The following is an 18,211-nucleotide window of genomic DNA, read 5'->3' as shown; positions in this document are numbered from 1 at the left end:
GGAAAGTGCTTGGCTCGCCAAGATCAGACGATACGAGTGTTCCAACCGTCGCCAGGACTGCCATTGGAGAAAATCCTTCTGAAGTGATTACTCGGTTTTTGGTATGGTGCAGCTCGTTTTTTAACGGATTGATGTCATGCCCACGGATCGGCGCTCAAATTATGTCAAAGAGTTGCTGTAGAAATGCCTGAACCCATCCCGATCAAAGATCATGAAAAAGAGAAGCGCTTGGTCAACAAACGGTTGATCGCCTGCGCTCTGTTTGTCTTTGCTATCAGCTGCGCGCTGGTGGTGCGCTTGTACATCCTGCAAGTGGTTGAATATGACTACCACTCGACCATCTCTGAAAACAACCGCGTGCACGTATTGCCGATTCCGCCGACGAGAGGCCTGATCTACGATCGCAATGGTGTGCTGCTCGCTGATAACCGTCCCAGTTACAACCTGATCATCACCCGCGAACGCGCCACTGATGTAAATCAGGAACTGGACGAGGTGATCAATCTGCTGCATTTGCCCGCTGAAGATCGTACGGTTTTCGATAAGGCCATGAAGCAGTCCCGTCACCCATTCACCCCGGTGACGCTGTTCTACGAACTGACGGAAGAGCAAATCGCCGTGTTGGCGGTTAACGAGTTCCGTTTGCCGGGCCTCGATGTCGAGCCGCAGTTTGTTCGGCATTACCCGTTGGGTCCGCACTTTGCGCATTCAATCGGTTACGTTGGCCGGATTAACGAAAAAGAATCCAAAACCCTCGACTCGGTGGAATACCGCGGCACGCAATCCATCGGTAAAACCGGCATTGAACGCTTCTACGAAGCGCAGCTGCACGGTCACGTTGGCTACGAAGAAGTTGAGACCAACGCCCAAGGCCGAGTGTTGCGAGTGCTCAAACACACCGATCCGGTCCCTGGCAAAAACATCGTTCTAAGTCTCGACGTCAAACTGCAGGAAGCTGCTGAAGCCGCACTGGGCGACCGCCGTGGTTCGGTGGTGGCTCTCGATCCATCCACTGGTGAAGTGCTGGCCATGGTCAGCAATCCGAGCTTCGACCCGAACCTGTTCGTCACCGGTATCAGCTCCAAGGAATACTCGGCGCTACGCGATTCCATCGATCGGCCGCTGTTCAACCGTGTGCTACGCGGCCTGTATGCACCGGGTTCGACCATCAAACCCGAAGTGGCGATTGCCGGCCTTGATGCCGGTGTTGTGACCCCGCAGACACGAGTCTTCGACCCGGGCTATTACCAACTCCCGGATTTCGATCACAAGTACCGCAACTGGAATCACAGCGGCGATGGCTGGGTGGACATGGACGCGGCGATCATGCGTTCCAATGACACCTACTTCTACGATCTGGCGCACAAGCTCGGCATCGATCGCCTGCACGACTACATGGCGATGTTCGGCCTCGGCGAAAAAGTCTCGCTGGACATGTTCGAAGAGTCGCCCGGTTTAATGCCATCTCAGGCTTGGAAACGCGCCACGCGCCGTCAAGCCTGGTTCCCGGGGGAAACAGTAATCCTGGGCATCGGCCAGGGCTACATGCAGGTCACGCCGCTACAACTGGCTCAGGCCACCGCACTGATTGCCAACAAGGGCGTATGGAATCGTCCGCATCTGGCGAAGACGGTCGATGGCGTGGCGCCGGTCGACGAGCATCCGATGCCGAATATCCTGCTGAAGAACCCGCGTGACTGGGATCAGGTCAACCATGGCATGCAGATGGTGATGCACGATGCTCGAGGTATCGCGCGCGCCGCAGCGGCCGGTGCGCAGTACCGCATCGCCGGCAAGAGTGGCACGGCGCAGGTGGTGGCGATCAAGCAGGGTGAGCGTTACAACCGTGAGAAAACCCTTGAACGGCATCGCGACAACGCCTTGTTTGTCGGCTTCGCTCCGGCAGAACACCCGAAGATCGCCATCTCGGTGATGATCGAAAACGGTGAGGCCGGTGGTCGGGTTGCCGGTCCCGTGGTGCGGCAGATCATGGACGCCTGGCTACTGGACCAAGACGGCCACCTCAAGCCGCAATACGCGGCGCCGGCCAAGCCGCCGGGTGATCCGCACGTGTAGCCGGGATGCGCTTCACTACACCGGCTCACGTTGGCTGCGCTGTGAAGCTGTCGAGGCAGGGGTTTGGGTAACTGACTATTTGCAGCTGTAACCCTCGGGCATCGTGACGCTGTAGTTGCGTTGCACGCGATCCTGGAAGTTCAGGTTCTGCAGGCCCTGCTCGACCAGAAACGCTTCGACCTTGGCGGCCTGACAGTCCTCGTTATAAGACGACGCCCGCAGCAGATACACCGTGCGTTTACTCTCCTCATCCCGGGCGGTAGCAATAAAGGTACTTAGGGTGGTATAGCCGATTCGCTCCGAAGTTCCCACCGGACCATAGGTCGTATTGGGCTTACTGGTGCAGGTCAGTCGGTCATCTTTCTTCTTGGTGTTCTTGCAAACGGTGGTAGTGCTGGTTGGCACTTGCCCATAGTCGGTAGCGGTATAACGGTAAGACACTTGCCGGCTGCCGATATCGAGGCTGATGGTCATTTTGATCGGTGCGTGATTTCTGGGCAGGCTGGCGTCGGTATAGACCTCTTGGAAACCCCTGTCTTTCAATGCGTTGACCATGTCGCGAAGATGGTAGCGCGCATTCAGTGCGTTCTCATCCGCGCCATTCGTCGAGGTCACCAGTACGGTTGCCTTTCGGTCGAACTGATAGTCCGGATCAGGGATTGCATTGAGTGCTACGTCAAATTGTGTGGCGCAGCCGCTGAGTGACGCTGTCAGCAATAACAGCGTGCATAACAAATAACGGGACATGACAAAGCCGCCTTGAAACTAAGGATTGAATAAGAGTTAAACGATTGGGACCCGCGATAAATAACTCGCCGTCCGGGGAAAGTCTCAGTCTTTCTGGTATTCCAGCAGATCGCCCGGCTGGCAATCGAGCGCAGCGCAGAGCTTGTCCAGAGTTGCCATCTTCACGCCTTTGACTTTGCCGTTTTTGAGCAATGACAGGTTGGCCTCGGTTATTCCGAGCAAGGCGGCTAACTCTTTCGAGCGAATTTTTTGCGTGGCCATGACGACGTCAAGGCGGACGATAATGGTCATTATATTGTTCTATATGTATTGGCTTTGCTCATCGCTGAGTACTTTTGCGTCACGCATGATAATTGAAAAAATACAGAGTAATACGCCTTTGATTATCTCGTAGGCAGAAGCGGAAGACAGGCCGATCGAGAACTGGAAAATCCGATCCCCCGGCGGCAGATCTATCGACAACGCCAGGCCTTGCAAGGTCTCTATTAGCGGGTAGGTTGCCGGAGAAACGATGCAGAGTACGCCCACTCGCCAGAGAACCCTGATGTTGCGGTCGGTCCATGTTTCGCCGCGCGACAATCGCAGAAAAAACAACCCGGTCAGCCATAACGCGTAAGCCGACAGGACAACGGGCAGGAAATCCAGAAAGACGATCAGCGCAGTGACCGTTGATGACAGCCAAGTGTCAGGATCAAGCAATGCACCTTCGACAAATGGGTCAAGCAATTGCGGCGAGCCTTCTGCAAAGGCATAAAGCAGGCTTGCCAGCATTTCATCCTTCTTGAAGAACCAGATCGTCACGTTGCCACCGACCTCCGTCACCCCCAGAACCCAGACAAGAATCGCAGCCAGCAGACCGATCCAATGCATGCGCTGCGGCGCCAATCCGTTGATGTGAGTACTCATGAAAATTCCTGGTTGTTACAATTTGGTAGCGAATTCTCGATGATAAATTATCTGATTACAATAATTAGTTTGGTTTTTATTGCTGCGCCACTTTCCTCTGTTCCGGCTCCGCGCAGTCGTTGGTAATGGTGCGGAAATCGATTCACTGGCCAGCGAGCCGAAGCTGCGCCAGGTGTGGAATCAACAAACCTGACGGCAAGACCGAAGCCACTACAAAATCAGGCCCCTGGCACTGGGCAACTCATGTCACCTTCCTGACACTTCAAATACTGCTTCAGCGCCTCAATCCGTGCCTTGGTCACAACGGTCAGGCAATTGCTGTAGATCAGCGGATAAACACTCCCGCCCTCGACCCCGGATGCCGAAAATTTGCACTCGATATCGCGAAACCCGATCCACGCTCGCTGCGCACCCACCAGCAGCTTCTTGCGGTCAGGGTTGTCCTTCAAGCGGCCGGTGATCTGCTGATACACCACGTTCAACTCCTTGTCAGTCGACTTGAATTCCTGCCCGGCACACTGGTTCATGGTGGCCTGACCGCTGGCATTGGCGCAGTCGACGGCAGCGTGGGCGAGGGGGTTGAACAGAAAGGGTGTCAGGGCCAGAAGCAGGCGTGGGGACATTGGGTAATCTCACTGAGTCGGATGAAAGTGCAGTGCAGTTTAGCGGCTGTGGAGCTTCTAATCAGGGACGCGTAGCCGGGAGGCTTCGAGCAGGCGATCTGCGGTGGCTGCAATCTCCTCGCCGTCATGGAGCATTTCCAGCCAGTGGGCAGGAATCGCCCGAACGCCATAGTAGACCCCAGCCAATTGGCCGACGATCGCGGCAGTGGTGTCGGCATCATCGCCCAGGTTGGCGGCTTGCAGAATCGCCGCAGCGAAACCGTCAGTGTGATGAAAACACCACAGAGCCGCCTCCAGCGACTCGACGCTGTAGCCGCTGCCACGGATTTCGCTCGCCGACTTTGCGAGGTAATCACCTCGGGCGATGGCTGCGACTTTAGGTTGAACGAAGGTTGCGTCTGGCAATTTGCGCAATTCTGACTTGGAGGCGCCTAGCAGTGCTTTGCTGAGCACTTCGGCAAATAACTGACAGCATTCGATGGCTTCAGGTGCAGCATGGGTGGTTCGCGAACTGTCACTGGCGAACTGGCGAATCTGCCGGGCATCAGGGAAATAAAACAGCACCACCGGCACCAGGCGCATCAGCGACCCGTTGCCGGCGGTAAACGGGTCGGTAGATCCCGCGAACGGCTGACCGGTTTGCTGATACCGCGACAGCGCCTGGCTGACCGTCATGCCGATATCGAAACAATCACCGGTGGAACTGAGATACCCCCATTGCCACCAATTCAGATAGCGTCCCATCTGGTCCGCCGCATCGAATGTGTTTTTCCTCAGCAGGCTCTCCGCCAGGCACAGCGCCATCGAGGTGTCATCCGTCCATTGCCCGGGTTTCAAGTGAAAGGGGCCGCCACCGACCATGTCCCTCAGCGGCTGGAATGAGCCTCTTGGCTTGAACTCCAACGTGGTGCCGACGGCGTCGCCGCAAGCGAGGCCGAGCAGGGCGCCGCGATAACGTTCGGAGAGAGATGGCTGCATGCTTCGTCCTTGTCTGTGTCCATTTCGCAGGAAACGGTAACAGGTTCATCGGAGGGGGGCGCTCGTTTCAATGAACGGAAATGCCGCCGAATGTTTCCTCTGGATTGGACAGGTGCAGCCCTTTGATACAACTTCAGGTTGGACATGTGGTCATACAAGCCTACTGTTCAAAACAGGAGGTGACTTATGAAACCGGTACCCAATAGTTTCGAACGCAAAATCGCGCTCAAGGCGCCACGTTCATATGTCTGGCGTGCATTGGTCGATGCCGAGGCGTTTGGTCAGTGGTTTGGTGTGGCACTGGAGGGCAGGCGGTTCATTGCCGGGGAATGGACGCAAGGGCAGGTCACGTATCCCGGTTATGAACACGTGCTGTGGAACGTGCTGGTGGAGCGGGTGGAGCCGCAGCAGCTGTTTTCGTTTCGCTGGCACCCGTACGCGGTCAATCCGAACATCGACTATTCCCAGGAGCCGACTACGCTGGTCAAGTTCGAGCTGCAGGATTACGAGAGCGGCACATTGCTCAAGGTGTCCGAGTCCGGCTTTGCGCATATCCCCGATGTGCGGCAGAAGGAGGCGTACTACATGGATAGCCGCGGCTGGGAGGAGCAATTAAGTCGACTTGAACAGTTTCTCGCCGAAAGTGCGAAGACGCGCGAGCGTGATGGTGACTGACATGGTGGCTTGCAGGCTGAGTGCCTGACTGACGTAGGGGTTTTCGGAAGGGCTTGTATAGCGAATGTCTTACACGCGGTGGTAGCTTTTGCGACTATTGCCGATTGGATCCACGGCGTAATCTACACCCATCAACTGAGACACAGGGAGTGTTTCAGGATCACGGATGATCGACCATTAGCAAGGATCGCTGCCGACAGGGAGTCGATAATGGTCTTGGGAAAAACCCGCTTCGGCGGGTTTTTTTTCGCCTGCAGAAAAGTATTTGTGTCGAGCACCGGTAGCGAGGGGATTTATCCCCGATGGGTTGCGAAGCGACCCCAAAAAAGGGCCTGCTGCGCAGTCCATCGTAGATGAATCCCCTCACCACGGGAATCAAGCAATCACGAGGCGATCAGTTGCCGCAACACGTAGTGCAGAATCCCGCCCGACTTGAAGTACTCCACCTCATTCAACGTATCGATGCGGCACAGCACGTCGAGTTTCTCCTGGCGGCCGTCCTCACGAGTGATGACCAGGGTCAGGTTCATGCGCGGCGTCAGCTCGACGCCAGTCAGCCCCTGGATATCGAGGGTTTCCTTGCCAGTGAGGTTCAGGCTCTTGCGGTTCTGATCGAGCTTGAACTGCAACGGCAACACGCCCATGCCCACCAGGTTGGAACGGTGGATGCGCTCGAAGCTTTCAGCGATCACCGCTTTGACACCCAACAGGTTGGTGCCCTTGGCCGCCCAATCGCGGCTGGAGCCGGTACCGTATTCCTGACCGGCGATTACCACCAGCGGCGTGCCCGCGGCCTGATAACGCATGGCGGCATCATAAATCGGCATTTTCTCGCCGCTCGGGATGTAGATCGTGTTGCCACCTTCTTCGCCGCCGAGCATCTCGTTACGAATGCGGATGTTGGCGAACGTGCCGCGCATCATCACCTCATGGTTGCCACGTCGTGAGCCGTAGGAGTTGAAGTCTCGCGGTTCCACGCCTTTTTCGCGCAGATAGCGCCCGGCCGGGCTGTCAGTCTTGATGTTGCCGGCCGGGGAGATGTGGTCGGTGGTCACCGAATCACCGAGCAACGCCAAAACCCGCGCACCCTTGACGTCAGTGATCACCGGCAATGGGCCAGAAATGTCGTCGAAGAACGGCGGATGCTGGATGTAGGTCGAATCGTCCTGCCACACATAGGTGGCGGCTTGCGGCACCTGGATCGCTTGCCACTGTTCATCGCCGGCAAACACCTCGGCGTATTCCTTGTGGAACATCGCGGTGTTGACCTGATTCACCGCATCGGCGATTTCCTGACTGCTCGGCCAGATATCGCGCAGGTACACCGGATTGCCTTGCTGGTCGTTACCCAGAGGCTCGCTGCTGATGTCAGTGCGCACGCTGCCAGCCAGAGCATAAGCGACCACCAGCGGTGGCGAGGCCAGCCAGTTGGTCTTGACCAGCGGATGCACCCGGCCTTCGAAGTTACGGTTGCCGGACAGCACCGACGCCACGGTGAGGTCAGCTTTCTGAATGGCCTTCTCGATTGGCTCCGGCAATGGCCCGGAGTTGCCGATGCAAGTGGTGCAGCCATAACCGACCAGCGAAAAACCGAGCTGATCCAGGTATTGCGTCAGCCCGGCCGCCTTGTAGTAGTCGGTGACCACTTTCGAGCCGGGGGCCAGCGAACTCTTGACCCAAGGCTTGCGCGTCAGGCCTTTCTCCACGGCTTTTTTCGCCAGCAGCCCGGCCGCCATCATCACGCTCGGGTTGGAGGTGTTGGTGCAGGAGGTGATCGCGGCGATCACCACCGCGCCGTTTTTCAGGCGATAGGTGTGGCCTTCATACTCGTATTCGGTTTCGCCGACCATATCGGCGTTGCCCACGGCCACCCCACCGCCGCCCTCGCTTTCCAGGCGGCCTTCTTCCTTGCTGGTGGGCTTGAATTGCAAATCCATGAAATCACTGAAGGCCTGCGCCACTTTTGGCAGCGAGACCCGGTCCTGCGGGCGCTTTGGCCCGGCAAGGCTGGCTTCGACGCTGCCCATGTCCAGCGCCAGGCTGTCGGTGAACACCGGTTCCTGACCGGGCAGGCGCCATAGGCCTTGGGCCTTGGTGTAGGCCTCGACCAGTTTCACCACTTCAGCCGGGCGGCCGGACAGGCGCAGGTATTCGAGGGTTACGTCATCGACCGGGAAGAAGCCACAGGTCGCGCCATATTCCGGGGCCATGTTGGCGATGGTCGCGCGGTCGGCCAGTGGCAGATCGGCGAGGCCGTCACCGTAGAATTCGACGAATTTGCCGACCACCCCTTTTTTGCGCAGCATCTGCGTGACGGTCAGCACCAAGTCGGTGGCGGTGATGCCTTCCTTGAGTTTGCCGGTGAGTTTGAAACCGATCACTTCCGGAATCAGCATCGACACCGGTTGGCCGAGCATCGCGGCTTCCGCCTCGATCCCGCCGACGCCCCAGCCGAGCACGCCGAGGCCGTTGATCATGGTGGTGTGGGAGTCGGTGCCGACCAACGTGTCGGGGAAGGCGTAGGTGCGGCCGTCCTCATCCTTGGTCCACACCGTGCGCCCGAGGTATTCGAGGTTGACCTGGTGGCAGATCCCGGTGCCTGGTGGCACCACGCTGAAGTTATCGAAGGCGCTCTGGCCCCAGCGCAGGAATGCATAACGCTCGCCGTTGCGCTGCATCTCTATGTCGACGTTCTGTTCGAAGGCGCTCGGGGTGGCGAATTTGTCGACCATCACCGAGTGGTCGATCACCAGATCCACCGGCGACAGCGGGTTGATTCGTTGCGGATCACCACCGGCCTTGGCCATGGCGGCGCGCATCGCGGCGAGGTCGACCACGGCGGGTACCCCGGTAAAGTCTTGCATCAATACTCGGGCAGGGCGGTACTGGATTTCCCGGTCGGAGCGGCGCTCCTTGAGCCAGGCAGCAATGGCCTTGAGGTCGGCGCCGGTGACAGTTTTTTCATCTTCCCAGCGCAGCAGGTTTTCCAGCAGGACTTTCAGCGACATCGGTAGCTGGTCGATATTGCCAAGGCTCTTGGCGGCATCGGGCAGGCTGAAATAGTGGTAGGTCTTATCGTCGATTTGTAGAGTTTTAAGGGTCTTCAGACTATCGAGGGACGGCATTACGATCACTCCTTTAAGTCCGCACGGCTACGGACTGAGGGGACGGGCAGAGCTATCAACGTAGCCCTGTTTTCAGTAGCTGGCTAATAACTGGACTCTATCGATAAGTCCAAGGTTCCGAACTCGGCTATCATGCGCCGGTTTTCGTGACAGGCTTTGCTTCACCGCAAGGCTTGAGCAGCGTGCAGGGGCCGAATGTCCGCCCTCTGCCCAGGAGTAAGAATGAACACCCTATTCATGCATTGCCGGCCAGGCTTCGAAGGCGAAGTCTGTTCGGAGATTTCCGACCTCGCCGCCCAGTTGAATGTGGCCGGTTACGCCAAGGCCAAACCGGCCACCGCGTACGCGGAGTTTGTCTGCAGCGAAGCAGACGGCGCCGAACGCCTGATGCGCGGCCAGCGTTTCGCCGAGCTGATTTTTCCGCGCCAGTGGGCGCGCGGTGTCTTCATCGATTTGCCGGAAACCGACCGCATCAGCGTGATCATCGAGCGGATGGCGGACTTCCCGGTCTGCGGCAGCCTGTGGCTGGAAGTGGTCGATACCAACGACGGCAAAGAGCTGTCGAATTTCTGCAAGAAGTTCGAAGGCCCGCTGCGCAAGGCGCTGACCGGCGCCGGCAAACTGGTGGACGACGCGAGCAAACCGCGCCTGCTGCTGACCTTCAAAAGTGGTCGCGAAGTGTTTCTCGGCATGGCCGACGCCGGCAACTCGGCGATGTGGCCGATGGGCATTCCGCGCCTGAAGTTTCCGCGCGAGGCGCCCAGCCGTTCGACCTTGAAACTGGAAGAGGCCTGGCACCACTTTATCCCGCGTGATCAGTGGGACGAGCGCCTGCACAGCGACATGACCGGCGTCGACCTCGGCGCGGCACCCGGCGGCTGGACCTGGCAACTGGTCAACCGCGGCATGCTGGTGACCGCCATCGACAACGGCCCGATGGCTGAAAGCCTGATGGACACCGGTCTGGTGCAACACTTGATGGCCGACGGTTTCACCTTCAAGCCCAAGCAACCAGTGGACTGGATGGTCTGCGACATCGTCGAGAAGCCGGCGCGTAACGCGGCGATGCTGGAAGAATGGATCGGCGAGGGTCATTGCCGCGAAGCGGTGGTCAACCTCAAGCTGCCGATGAAACAGCGCTATGCCGAAGTGAAACGCTTGCTCGAGCGCATCGCCGATGGCTTCAAGGCGCGCGGGATCAAGGTCGACATTGGTTGCAAGCAGCTGTATCACGACCGCGAGGAAGTGACCTGTCATTTGCGTCGGCATGACATCAAGAAAGCCAAATCTCGCTGAGTCACCACTAAACCCTGTGGGAATGATCTCTGTGGTGAGGGGATTTATCCCCGAATGGATGCAGCGCATCCCCACTCTTTGGGGCCGCTTCGCAACCCATCGGGGATAAATCCCCTCGCTACAGATGACTGAGCACCCGGCAATGCGCGACAATGCCGGCCAGTTTCAGGAGTGAATCATGAGTGAAATGATCGATACCCCGGTCGACGGCACCCTCGATGCTACCGGTCTCAATTGCCCGGAGCCGGTAATGATGCTGCATCAGCACATACGTGACCTGGTGCCGGGCGGCCTGCTCAAGGTGATCGCCACCGATCCCTCGACCCGTCGCGACATTCCCAAGTTCTGTGTGTTTCTCGACCACGAACTGGTGGGGCAGCACGAAGAGGCCGGTACTTATCTGTACTGGATCCGCAAGAAGTCCAATTGAATTCGGGCATAAAAAAAGACCTGCATGTGCAGGTCTTTTTTTATGGCTGATCAGCCCACCGAACGACTGATCCGAATACGCTTGCGTGCACTGCGCGTCAGTCGAATCGACAACATCAGCGCCGCGCAGCTCAGGCCGACAATCAGACCTTGCCACAGACCGCTTGGGCCACGCGGTTCGCCGAGCCAGTCGGTCAGACCTAGGGCGTAACCCACTGGCAGGCCGATGCCCCAGTAGGCGAACAGGGTCAGAATCATCGTTACCCGGGTGTCCTGATAACCGCGCAGAGCGCCGGCAGCCGTCACCTGGATCGCGTCGGAGAACTGGAACAGCGCCGAGTACACAATCAGCATTGCCGCGATGTGAATCACCGTCGGATCCGCCGTATAGATCGACGCAATCGGCTCGCGCAGCAACAGCATCATGCTCGCCGACAGGCAGGCATACGCCAGCGCGGTGCCCATGCCGACGCCGGCGGCAAAGCGTGCTTCCCGCGGCTCTTCACGCCCCAGCGCCTGGCCGACACGCACCGTGACGGCCATGCCCAGCGAATACGGAATCATGAACACCAGCGAGCTGACGTTCAGCGCGATCTGATGCCCGGCCACCACGGTGGCGCCGAGGCTGCCGATCAGCAGGGCGATCACGGCGAAGATACTCGACTCGGCAAACACGGCGATGCCAATCGGCAAGCCGATCGCCAGCAGACGTTTGATCACCGCCCATTGTGGCCAGTCGAAGCGGCTGAAGATCTCACTCGAACGATACGCCGGCGCCCAGCGCTCCCATCCGGCCAGACCCAGCGCCATGACCCACATCACGATGGCCGTGGCCCAGCCACAGCCCACGCCACCCATGGCCGGTACGCCGAAGTGGCCATAAATGAAGATGTAGTTCAGCGGAATGTTCAGCGCCAGACCGCACAGGCCCAGCACCATCGCCGGGCGGGTACGGCCGATGCCGTCACTGGTGCAGCGCAGCACGTGATAGAACGCCACCGCCGGCAGACCGCTGGCAATGCCGTGCAGGTATTGCATGCACGGGCCGATCAGCTCGGGATCGACTTTCATCAGGTGCAGCACCGGTTCGGCGGCGACCAGCATGCACGTGGCGATCAGGCCGACCACCAGTGCCAGCCACAGCGCTTGACGGACAATCGGGCCGATTTCGCTGTGGGTGCCGGCGCCGAAACGCTGGGCGACTTTCGGCGTGGTGGCCAGCAGGGTGCCAGTCATCAGCAGAAACACCGGAACCCAGATCGAGTTGCCCAGTGCTACCGCTGCCAGGTCACGCGGCCCGACACGGCCGGCCATCACCGCATCGACGAAGCCCATGGCGGTGGTCGCCAGTTGCGCGATGATGATCGGCAGTGCGAGGGCGAGCAGATTCCTGAATTCCAGGCGAATTCGCGCGGGGCGGGTGAGTGAGGCAGCGAGCGGTTGATCAGTAACAGAATTCACAGGCAAAGCGTCCACAGGGATTGATGCGCAAGGCGCCGCATTCTACGCCGCTGACGCTTTGGTCAGGAAAAATCCTCTGTTGCGGATTTGTAATCTGTAGGAGCTGCCGCAGGCTGCGATCTTTTGATCTCGATCTCGATCTTGAAAAACAAAATCAAAAGATCGCAGCCTGCGGCAGCTCCTACAGTTAAACTGCCGATCCGCCCAAGGAGCCCGCCATGCTGATTGTTGCCGACGAAAATATCCCCCTGCTCGATGCCTTTTTTGCCGGTTACGGCGAGATCCGCCGGGTGCCGGGCCGTGCCATCGACCGTGCGACGGTCGAGCAGGCCGATGTGTTGCTGGTGCGCTCGGTGACTAACGTCAATCGTGCTTTGCTCGAAGGCAGCAAAGTGCGCTTCGTCGGCACTTGCACTATCGGCACCGATCATCTGGATCTCGATTATTTCGCCGAGGCCGGCATTACCTGGTCCAGCGCGCCCGGTTGCAATGCGCGAGGTGTGGTCGATTATGTGCTCGGCAGTCTGATGACCCTGGCGGAAATCGAAGGCGTTGAATTGCCGCAACGTACTTATGGGGTAATCGGTGCCGGTGAAGTCGGCGGCCGGTTGATCAAGGTCCTCAAGGGCCTGGGCTGGAATGTCAAAATCTGCGACCCGCCGCGTCAGGCAGTCGAGGGGGGAGATTACGTCAGTCTTGAGCAGATCATCGAGCAGTGCGACGTGATCAGCCTGCACACGCCGCTGACCCGTATCGGCGCAGGCGCGACCTGGCATCTGTTCGATGAGCCGCGTCTGCAACAGCTCAAACCGGGTACCTGGCTGATCAACGCCGCTCGTGGCCCCGTGGTGGATAACGCTGCGTTGCGCACCGTGCTGCTGGCGCGTGAAGACCTGCAAGCGGTGCTCGACGTGTGGGAAGCCGAGCCTGAAGTCGATGTCGACCTCGCCGAACTCTGCGTGCTGGCCACGCCGCACATTGCCGGTTACAGCCTCGATGGCAAACAGCGCGGGACGGCGCAGATTTATCAGGCCTATTGCGAATTTATCGGTCAACTGCCGAGCATCCAGCTTAGTGACTTGTTGCCGGCTCCCTGGCTGTCAGAAGTGACCCTGCACGCCGACAGTGATCCGGCCTGGGCGCTGGCGATGTTGTGCCGCGGGGTGTACGACCCGCGCCGCGATGACGCGGATTTTCGCCGCAGTCTTGTAGGCAGTGTCGCTGAACAGCGTGCAGCGTTCGACGTGTTGCGCAAGCGGTATCCGGTGCGGCGCGAGATCGAGGGGCTGAAGGTGCGGATCGACGGTGATTCGCCGCAGTTGCAACAGATTGTGGCGGCGCTGGGGGCGGTTGCGGTTCAATAACAGGTCGGCCCTTTCGCGAGCAGGCTCGCTCCCACAGTGTTTGCCCTGACCCTGTAGGAGAGCAGAACGGTGGGCAGAAAAAACCCGGCCAAACAGGGGCCGGGTCAGGAAGACGGTGGCTATATCACTTTTGTTCGGCAGGCTTGACCAATCGCTTCTCCAGCTCGCGGCACGCGTCCTGGATCATGTCTTCAGTGATCGGTACTTCACGCCCATCCTTGTCGATAATCGAGCAACCCAGAGGTTGGCCGGGCTTGGTGCGGATCACTTGAATCTTGTCATCGCTGCTGTGTTGCAAGGACATGGCCTGTCTCCTCATCAGGTTGTGCACGTAGATTAAAACCGCCACGTGACCAGGCTGTGACAACACCCTTGGGTCTGTCAAAAGCGGCATCTCCACTCCAACAGAAATGACCGCTCGTCTCAACCGGGACATTAGACCAATAGCAACTATGGCCTAGTCTTTGGGGGCATATTTAACCTGACTCATTGTGATTTACAGAGTTCCGCCCCATAGAAGGTTTAGGCTAGCCCTTTCATCAACACGGATGTGTACCTGAATGATCTCGAAGCTTTCTTCCCGGCACCGTCGAGCGCTGAGTCTGACCAGCCGGTTTCTGGCGCCTTATCGTTGGCAAGTCTGCGCTGCGCTGTTGGCGTTGATCGTCACGGCGGCCGTTACTTTGTCGATGGGGCAGGGGATCAAATTGCTGGTCGATCGGGGCTTCATGACGCAGTCGCCGCACCAACTGAACCAGAGCATCGGTATCTTCATGCTGATGGTGTTGGGCCTGGCGATTGGCACCTTTGCGCGGTTTTACTGGGTGTCGTGGATCGGCGAGCGAGTTGTAGCGGATATCCGGCGCGAGGTGTTCAACCATCTGGTCTACCTGCATCCCGGCTTTTACGAGAATAACCGCAGTTCGGAGATTCAATCACGGCTGACTGCCGACACGACGTTGCTGCAATCGGTGATCGGCTCGTCGCTCTCCATGTTTCTGCGCAACCTGTTGATGGTGATCGGCGGAGTAGTGCTGCTGTTCGTGACCAATCCGAAACTCACCAGCATCGTGGTGATCGCCTTGCCCTTCGTGGTCGCGCCGATTCTGATTTTCGGTCGGCGCGTGCGCAATCTGTCGCGGTTGAGTCAGGATCGGGTTGCGGACATCGGCAGCTACGTTTCCGAGACGCTCGGGCAGATCAAAACCGTTCAGGCCTATAACCATCAGGTGCAGGATGAACGCCGTTTCGCCACGACGGTCGAGGACGCGTTTGATACTGCGCGCAAACGGATCTTTCAGCGCTCCTGGATGATTACCGTGGTGATCGTGCTGGTGCTCGGCGCGGTGGCGGTGATGTTGTGGGTCGGTGGCATGGACGTGATAGCCGGGCGCATTACCGGGGGCGAACTGGCGGCGTTCGTTTTCTACAGTCTGATCGTCGGCAGTGCCATTGGTACGTTGAGCGAGGTCATCGGCGAGTTGCAGCGTGCGGCGGGTGCCGCCGAGCGCATCGCGGAACTGCTCAATTCGCAGAACATCATCCAGCCACCGACCCTCGGGCTGGTGACGTTGCCAGAACGGATCAAGGGCGAGCTGCAATTGCAGAATGTGCACTTTTCCTACCCGTCGCGTCCGGACAGCTATGCCATCAGCGGCTTGAGCCTGACCATCAGGGCTGGTGAAACCCTGGCCCTTGTCGGGCCTTCCGGCGCCGGTAAATCCACGGTGTATGACTTGTTGTTGCGCTTCTACGACCCACTTGAAGGCCGGATCCTGATTGACGGGGTGCCGCTGACCAGCCTCGATCCGCTGGATCTGCGGCGCAATTTCGCCCTGGTCTCGCAATCGCCAGCGCTGTTTTTCGGCAGCGTCGAAGAGAATATTCGTTACGGCAATGCCGACGCGACACTGGAGCAGGTCAAGGAAGCGGCAAGAATTGCTCACGCCCATGACTTCATCGAGAAGATGCCCAACGGTTATCAGACTCATCTGGGGGACGCTGGCCTCGGCCTTTCCGGCGGCCAGCGTCAACGCCTGGCGATCGCCCGCGCGTTGCTGGTGGATGCGCCGATTCTGCTGCTGGACGAAGCCACCAGCGCTCTCGATGCCCAGAGCGAACATCTGATTCAGGAAGCGTTGCCAAGTCTGATGCACAACCGCACCACGCTGGTGATTGCGCATCGCCTGGCCACGGTGAAGAACGCCGACCGGATCGCCGTGATGGATCAGGGCCGATTGGTCGCAATCGGTACGCATCAGGAGCTGATCGTGAGCAATCCACTGTATGCGCGGCTGGCGGCGTTGCAGTTCAACGACGGGCATGCGATGGCGGTGTAGAACCGCCGAAGGCTTTTCTGGCAGCAAAAAAATGCCCGCATCGATGGATGCGGGCATTTTTCATTTCAGGTATTCAGCACCTGTCACTGATCGTCGAAATACCGCTCGTGCCAATCCACCAGCGGCTGCGGCGAATTGAGTTTCTGCCCGTAGATCACCGAGTACGACAGCACGTTCTGCACGTACTGGCGGGTTTCGTCGAACGGGATGCTTTCCACCCACACATCGAAGCTCAGGTGATCGGCGCCGCGCAGCCACTGGCGCACGCGGCCAGGGCCGGCGTTGTAGGCGGCGGAGGCCAGGACGCGGTTGCCGTTGAACTGGCTGTGCACCTGGCTCAGGTAAGCGGCGCCGAGCTGGATGTTCTTGTCCGGATCGAGCACTTGCTGCGGCGAGGCCAGCGGAATGCTGAACTTGCGCGCGGTTTCCTTGGCGGTGCCGGGCATCAACTGCATCAGGCCGCTGGCGCCGACGCCGGAGCGGGCGTCATCCATGAACGCGCTTTCCTGGCGGGTGATGGCGAACACCCAGCTCGAATGCAGGCCGCGCGTCTTGGCTTCACGCACCAAGGTGTCGCGGTGGGCCATCGGGAAGCGGATATCCAGGTCGTCCCAGTATTGCGCCTGACTGATGGTGCGAATGGCGGGGAAGTACCATTTCAGGTCGTAAGCCAGCCTGGCCTGGGCGACCATTTCGTCACGATTGAAATGGCGGCTGACGTGATACCACTCGCGGCGCCCGTCGACGATCTGCCCGCGCGCATGGAATTCCAGAGCGCGACGCACACCGGGGGTATTACGCACTTTGTTGATGGTGGCCTGGCTGAGTACCAGCGGCTTGTTCATCAGCGAGTAAGGCAGTTGCGAGCGGTCGGCGGCGAGGAAGCCGTAGAAGTCGCGTTCTTTCGCCAGATTCTTGTACAGGGTCTGCGCTTCCGGGTTCTGTGGTTGCGCCAGTTCCAGGCTGCGGGCCTGCCAGTAACGCCAGCGGTTGGTGGTCGCCAGATCCTGCGGCAGCCGACGGGTCAACTGATACGCATCGTCCCAGCGTGCCAGACGCAACAGCAGGCGCAGGCGCCATTCGGACACGGTGTTGTCACGCAGCTCCGGATCGTATTTGGTCATCACGTCCAGCGCGCGGCTGTCGAAACGCCGGGCCAGGGTCAGGCCGATTTCCCGGGCAATCGCGACTTTTTCGTCACGGGAAAAATGCATGCTGCTGGCGTATCCGTCGAGCAGGGCCATGGCCTTGTCCGGATCCTGGCGGGCGAGGCGGCGCAGGCCGAGGCTGACCACGTCGGACATCGGCTCGTCGGCCGGGGTGAAGCGCGACGGCTGATTGAGCAGTTCGGGTTTCTGCGCCACATCCACCAGCAGCCGACCGCGCGGGGCGAGGGTGGTCAGGCCGTTGACCAGACTGTTGGCCAATGGATAGTTGCGCGCCTGGGCGGCAAGTTTGGTGCGTTCCCAGCGTTTCTGTTCGGTCAACTGGCCGTCGGCGGCCCAGATCCCGAACAGTCCGTCACAGGCGGCCGGTTGCGATTTGCCGGTCAGCCACAGTTTGTCGGCATTGGCATAGCCCTCGGCCTTGTGGCCGCTGCTGATCTGGAACTGCGCATTGAGGCAGTCCAGTTCGGTGAAGTTGAGTTTCGGGTCGTAATACTTGGTGAAGGTCGCCCAATCGCCACGGTCGGCGAGCCAGCGCAACCAGCGCAGCTTCATCCAGTTGGCCTGGGGCAGGTCGCCGTGCTCGGCGAGGAATTTCTCGATTTCCTCATTACTGGCAGTCTTCAGACGCGCGGTCAGTTCGTCGTAAGCCAGGTACGGTTCCAGCGGGTAATCGGCCAAGGCCTGGCTGTAACGAAAGTACGGGCCGGTATCGCCCTTGGCCAGTGCGCGCTTGGCTTCATCGTAATACTGGCGTTGGGTCGACAGGTCCACCGCCTGGGCGGATTGAGCGGCAGCGGCGGTAAGTAGCAAACAGGACAAGACACTGAAAAGGCGACTGCGCATGAGACATCCGGGCAGAGAAATCATGACAAGCACCGGCCGCGGCCAGCACTGAATTGTCTGTAGCTTAGCCTTTTGCCAGCAACGGGCGAAAGCTTTGCGGGTCTTGCAGCACAAGTTCGCAACAAATGTTGTGCAGAGTGCTTCAGCAGACAAATTGCCGGCCTGCTGAGGACCTGATTC

15 protein-coding genes are annotated in these 18,211 nt (G+C 59.1%); 6 read left to right on the top strand and 9 right to left on the bottom strand.

Annotated elements, in window-relative coordinates; all coding sequences use genetic code 11:
* Positions 1-183: 183 nt before the first annotated feature.
* Complete coding sequence (gene mrdA / locus OC71_RS12070; protein ID WP_041069057.1) at positions 184-2,076, top strand: penicillin-binding protein 2; 1,893 nt, start codon at positions 184-186, stop codon at positions 2,074-2,076.
* Between the two features lie 75 nt (positions 2,077-2,151).
* On the opposite strand, the gene OC71_RS12065 is transcribed toward mrdA, so the two are convergent.
* The 5 genes from OC71_RS12065 to OC71_RS12045 form a co-directional block, all read right to left on the bottom strand.
* Positions 2,152-2,823 carry a hypothetical protein gene (locus tag OC71_RS12065; protein WP_041069055.1) on the bottom strand — a complete coding sequence of 224 codons (672 nt, stop codon included), beginning with the start codon at positions 2,821-2,823 and terminating at the stop codon, positions 2,152-2,154.
* An 84-nt stretch (positions 2,824-2,907) separates the two neighbouring features.
* Complete coding sequence (locus tag OC71_RS12060; RefSeq protein WP_003226632.1) at positions 2,908-3,114, bottom strand: helix-turn-helix transcriptional regulator; 207 nt, start codon at positions 3,112-3,114, stop codon at positions 2,908-2,910.
* Between the two features lie 9 nt (positions 3,115-3,123).
* Positions 3,124-3,729: a DUF2975 domain-containing protein gene (locus tag OC71_RS12055; protein WP_041069052.1), complete on the bottom strand. Its 606-nt coding sequence runs from the start codon at positions 3,727-3,729 to the stop codon at positions 3,124-3,126.
* Between the two features lie 218 nt (positions 3,730-3,947).
* Positions 3,948-4,352, bottom strand: a complete 405-nt coding sequence (locus tag OC71_RS12050) for a lysozyme inhibitor LprI family protein (RefSeq protein WP_041069049.1) — start codon at positions 4,350-4,352, stop codon at positions 3,948-3,950.
* A 57-nt stretch (positions 4,353-4,409) separates the two neighbouring features.
* On the bottom strand, positions 4,410-5,330 hold the full coding sequence (locus OC71_RS12045; protein ID WP_041069046.1) for an ADP-ribosylglycohydrolase family protein: 921 nt from the start codon (positions 5,328-5,330) through the stop codon (positions 4,410-4,412).
* 186 nt (positions 5,331-5,516) lie between these two features.
* On the opposite strand from OC71_RS12045, the gene OC71_RS12040 reads away from it, so the two are divergent.
* Positions 5,517-6,005, top strand: coding sequence for an SRPBCC family protein (locus tag OC71_RS12040; protein WP_041069044.1), 489 nt, complete (start codon positions 5,517-5,519; stop codon positions 6,003-6,005).
* 383 nt (positions 6,006-6,388) lie between these two features.
* On the opposite strand, the gene acnA is transcribed toward OC71_RS12040, so the two are convergent.
* Complete coding sequence (acnA, locus tag OC71_RS12035; protein WP_041069040.1) at positions 6,389-9,130, bottom strand: aconitate hydratase AcnA; 2,742 nt, start codon at positions 9,128-9,130, stop codon at positions 6,389-6,391.
* A gap of 222 nt (positions 9,131-9,352) precedes the next feature.
* Between acnA and rlmM the strand changes: the two genes are divergently transcribed.
* Positions 9,353-10,426 (top strand): 23S rRNA (cytidine(2498)-2'-O)-methyltransferase RlmM, encoded by a 1,074-nt coding sequence (gene rlmM / locus OC71_RS12030; protein ID WP_041069036.1) that lies wholly within the window; start codon positions 9,353-9,355, stop codon positions 10,424-10,426.
* A gap of 178 nt (positions 10,427-10,604) precedes the next feature.
* Positions 10,605-10,856, top strand: coding sequence for a sulfurtransferase TusA (tusA, locus tag OC71_RS12025; RefSeq protein ID WP_007961802.1), 252 nt, complete (start codon positions 10,605-10,607; stop codon positions 10,854-10,856).
* 50 nt (positions 10,857-10,906) lie between these two features.
* Here the strand turns inward: tusA and OC71_RS12020 are convergent, their stop codons facing one another.
* On the bottom strand, positions 10,907-12,316 hold the full coding sequence (locus OC71_RS12020; RefSeq protein WP_041069032.1) for an MATE family efflux transporter: 1,410 nt from the start codon (positions 12,314-12,316) through the stop codon (positions 10,907-10,909).
* Positions 12,317-12,534: 218 nt separating this feature from the next.
* On the opposite strand from OC71_RS12020, the gene pdxB reads away from it, so the two are divergent.
* Entirely contained in the window at positions 12,535-13,680 is a 1,146-nt protein-coding gene (gene pdxB, locus OC71_RS12015; protein WP_041069029.1) for a 4-phosphoerythronate dehydrogenase PdxB, read from the top strand.
* A gap of 124 nt (positions 13,681-13,804) precedes the next feature.
* Here the strand turns inward: pdxB and OC71_RS12010 are convergent, their stop codons facing one another.
* Positions 13,805-13,984 carry a PA1571 family protein gene (locus OC71_RS12010; protein ID WP_027611439.1) on the bottom strand — a complete coding sequence of 60 codons (180 nt, stop codon included), beginning with the start codon at positions 13,982-13,984 and terminating at the stop codon, positions 13,805-13,807.
* A gap of 256 nt (positions 13,985-14,240) precedes the next feature.
* On the opposite strand from OC71_RS12010, the gene OC71_RS12005 reads away from it, so the two are divergent.
* On the top strand, positions 14,241-16,019 hold the full coding sequence (locus OC71_RS12005) for an ABC transporter transmembrane domain-containing protein (RefSeq protein ID WP_041069025.1): 1,779 nt from the start codon (positions 14,241-14,243) through the stop codon (positions 16,017-16,019).
* A gap of 83 nt (positions 16,020-16,102) precedes the next feature.
* Here OC71_RS12005 and OC71_RS12000 read toward each other — a convergent pair whose 3' ends face one another.
* Entirely contained in the window at positions 16,103-18,031 is a 1,929-nt protein-coding gene (locus tag OC71_RS12000; protein WP_041069022.1) for a transglycosylase SLT domain-containing protein, read from the bottom strand.
* Between the last annotated feature and the right edge of the window lie 180 nt (positions 18,032-18,211).

It is taken from the genome of Pseudomonas sp. W15Feb9B, from assembly GCF_000828175.1.
In the GTDB taxonomy this organism is placed as follows: domain Bacteria; phylum Pseudomonadota; class Gammaproteobacteria; order Pseudomonadales; family Pseudomonadaceae; genus Aquipseudomonas; species Aquipseudomonas parakoreensis.
The sequence above is the reverse complement of the archived record's forward strand: the minus strand, read 5'-3'. Positions and strand labels throughout refer to the sequence as shown.

Excerpts from the sequence above, each read along its gene's own strand:
- mrdA (WP_041069057.1), top strand. The coding sequence starts at position 184 with ATGCCTGAACCCATCCCGATCAAAGATCATGAAAAAGAGAAGCGCTTG.
- tusA (WP_007961802.1), top strand. The coding sequence starts at position 10,605 with ATGAGTGAAATGATCGATACCCCGGTCGACGGCACCCTCGATGCTACC.
- OC71_RS12040 (WP_041069044.1), top strand. The coding sequence starts at position 5,517 with ATGAAACCGGTACCCAATAGTTTCGAACGCAAAATCGCGCTCAAGGCG.
- OC71_RS12065 (WP_041069055.1), bottom strand. The coding sequence starts at position 2,823 with ATGTCCCGTTATTTGTTATGCACGCTGTTATTGCTGACAGCGTCACTC.
- OC71_RS12050 (WP_041069049.1), bottom strand. The coding sequence starts at position 4,352 with ATGTCCCCACGCCTGCTTCTGGCCCTGACACCCTTTCTGTTCAACCCC.
- OC71_RS12055 (WP_041069052.1), bottom strand. The coding sequence starts at position 3,729 with ATGAGTACTCACATCAACGGATTGGCGCCGCAGCGCATGCATTGGATC.
- rlmM (WP_041069036.1), top strand. The coding sequence starts at position 9,353 with ATGAACACCCTATTCATGCATTGCCGGCCAGGCTTCGAAGGCGAAGTC.
- OC71_RS12045 (WP_041069046.1), bottom strand. The coding sequence starts at position 5,330 with ATGCAGCCATCTCTCTCCGAACGTTATCGCGGCGCCCTGCTCGGCCTC.
- OC71_RS12005 (WP_041069025.1), top strand. The coding sequence starts at position 14,241 with ATGATCTCGAAGCTTTCTTCCCGGCACCGTCGAGCGCTGAGTCTGACC.
- pdxB (WP_041069029.1), top strand. The coding sequence starts at position 12,535 with ATGCTGATTGTTGCCGACGAAAATATCCCCCTGCTCGATGCCTTTTTT.
- acnA (WP_041069040.1), bottom strand. The coding sequence starts at position 9,130 with ATGCCGTCCCTCGATAGTCTGAAGACCCTTAAAACTCTACAAATCGAC.
- OC71_RS12000 (WP_041069022.1), bottom strand. The coding sequence starts at position 18,031 with ATGCGCAGTCGCCTTTTCAGTGTCTTGTCCTGTTTGCTACTTACCGCC.
- OC71_RS12060 (WP_003226632.1), bottom strand. The coding sequence starts at position 3,114 with ATGACCATTATCGTCCGCCTTGACGTCGTCATGGCCACGCAAAAAATT.
- OC71_RS12010 (WP_027611439.1), bottom strand. The coding sequence starts at position 13,984 with ATGTCCTTGCAACACAGCAGCGATGACAAGATTCAAGTGATCCGCACC.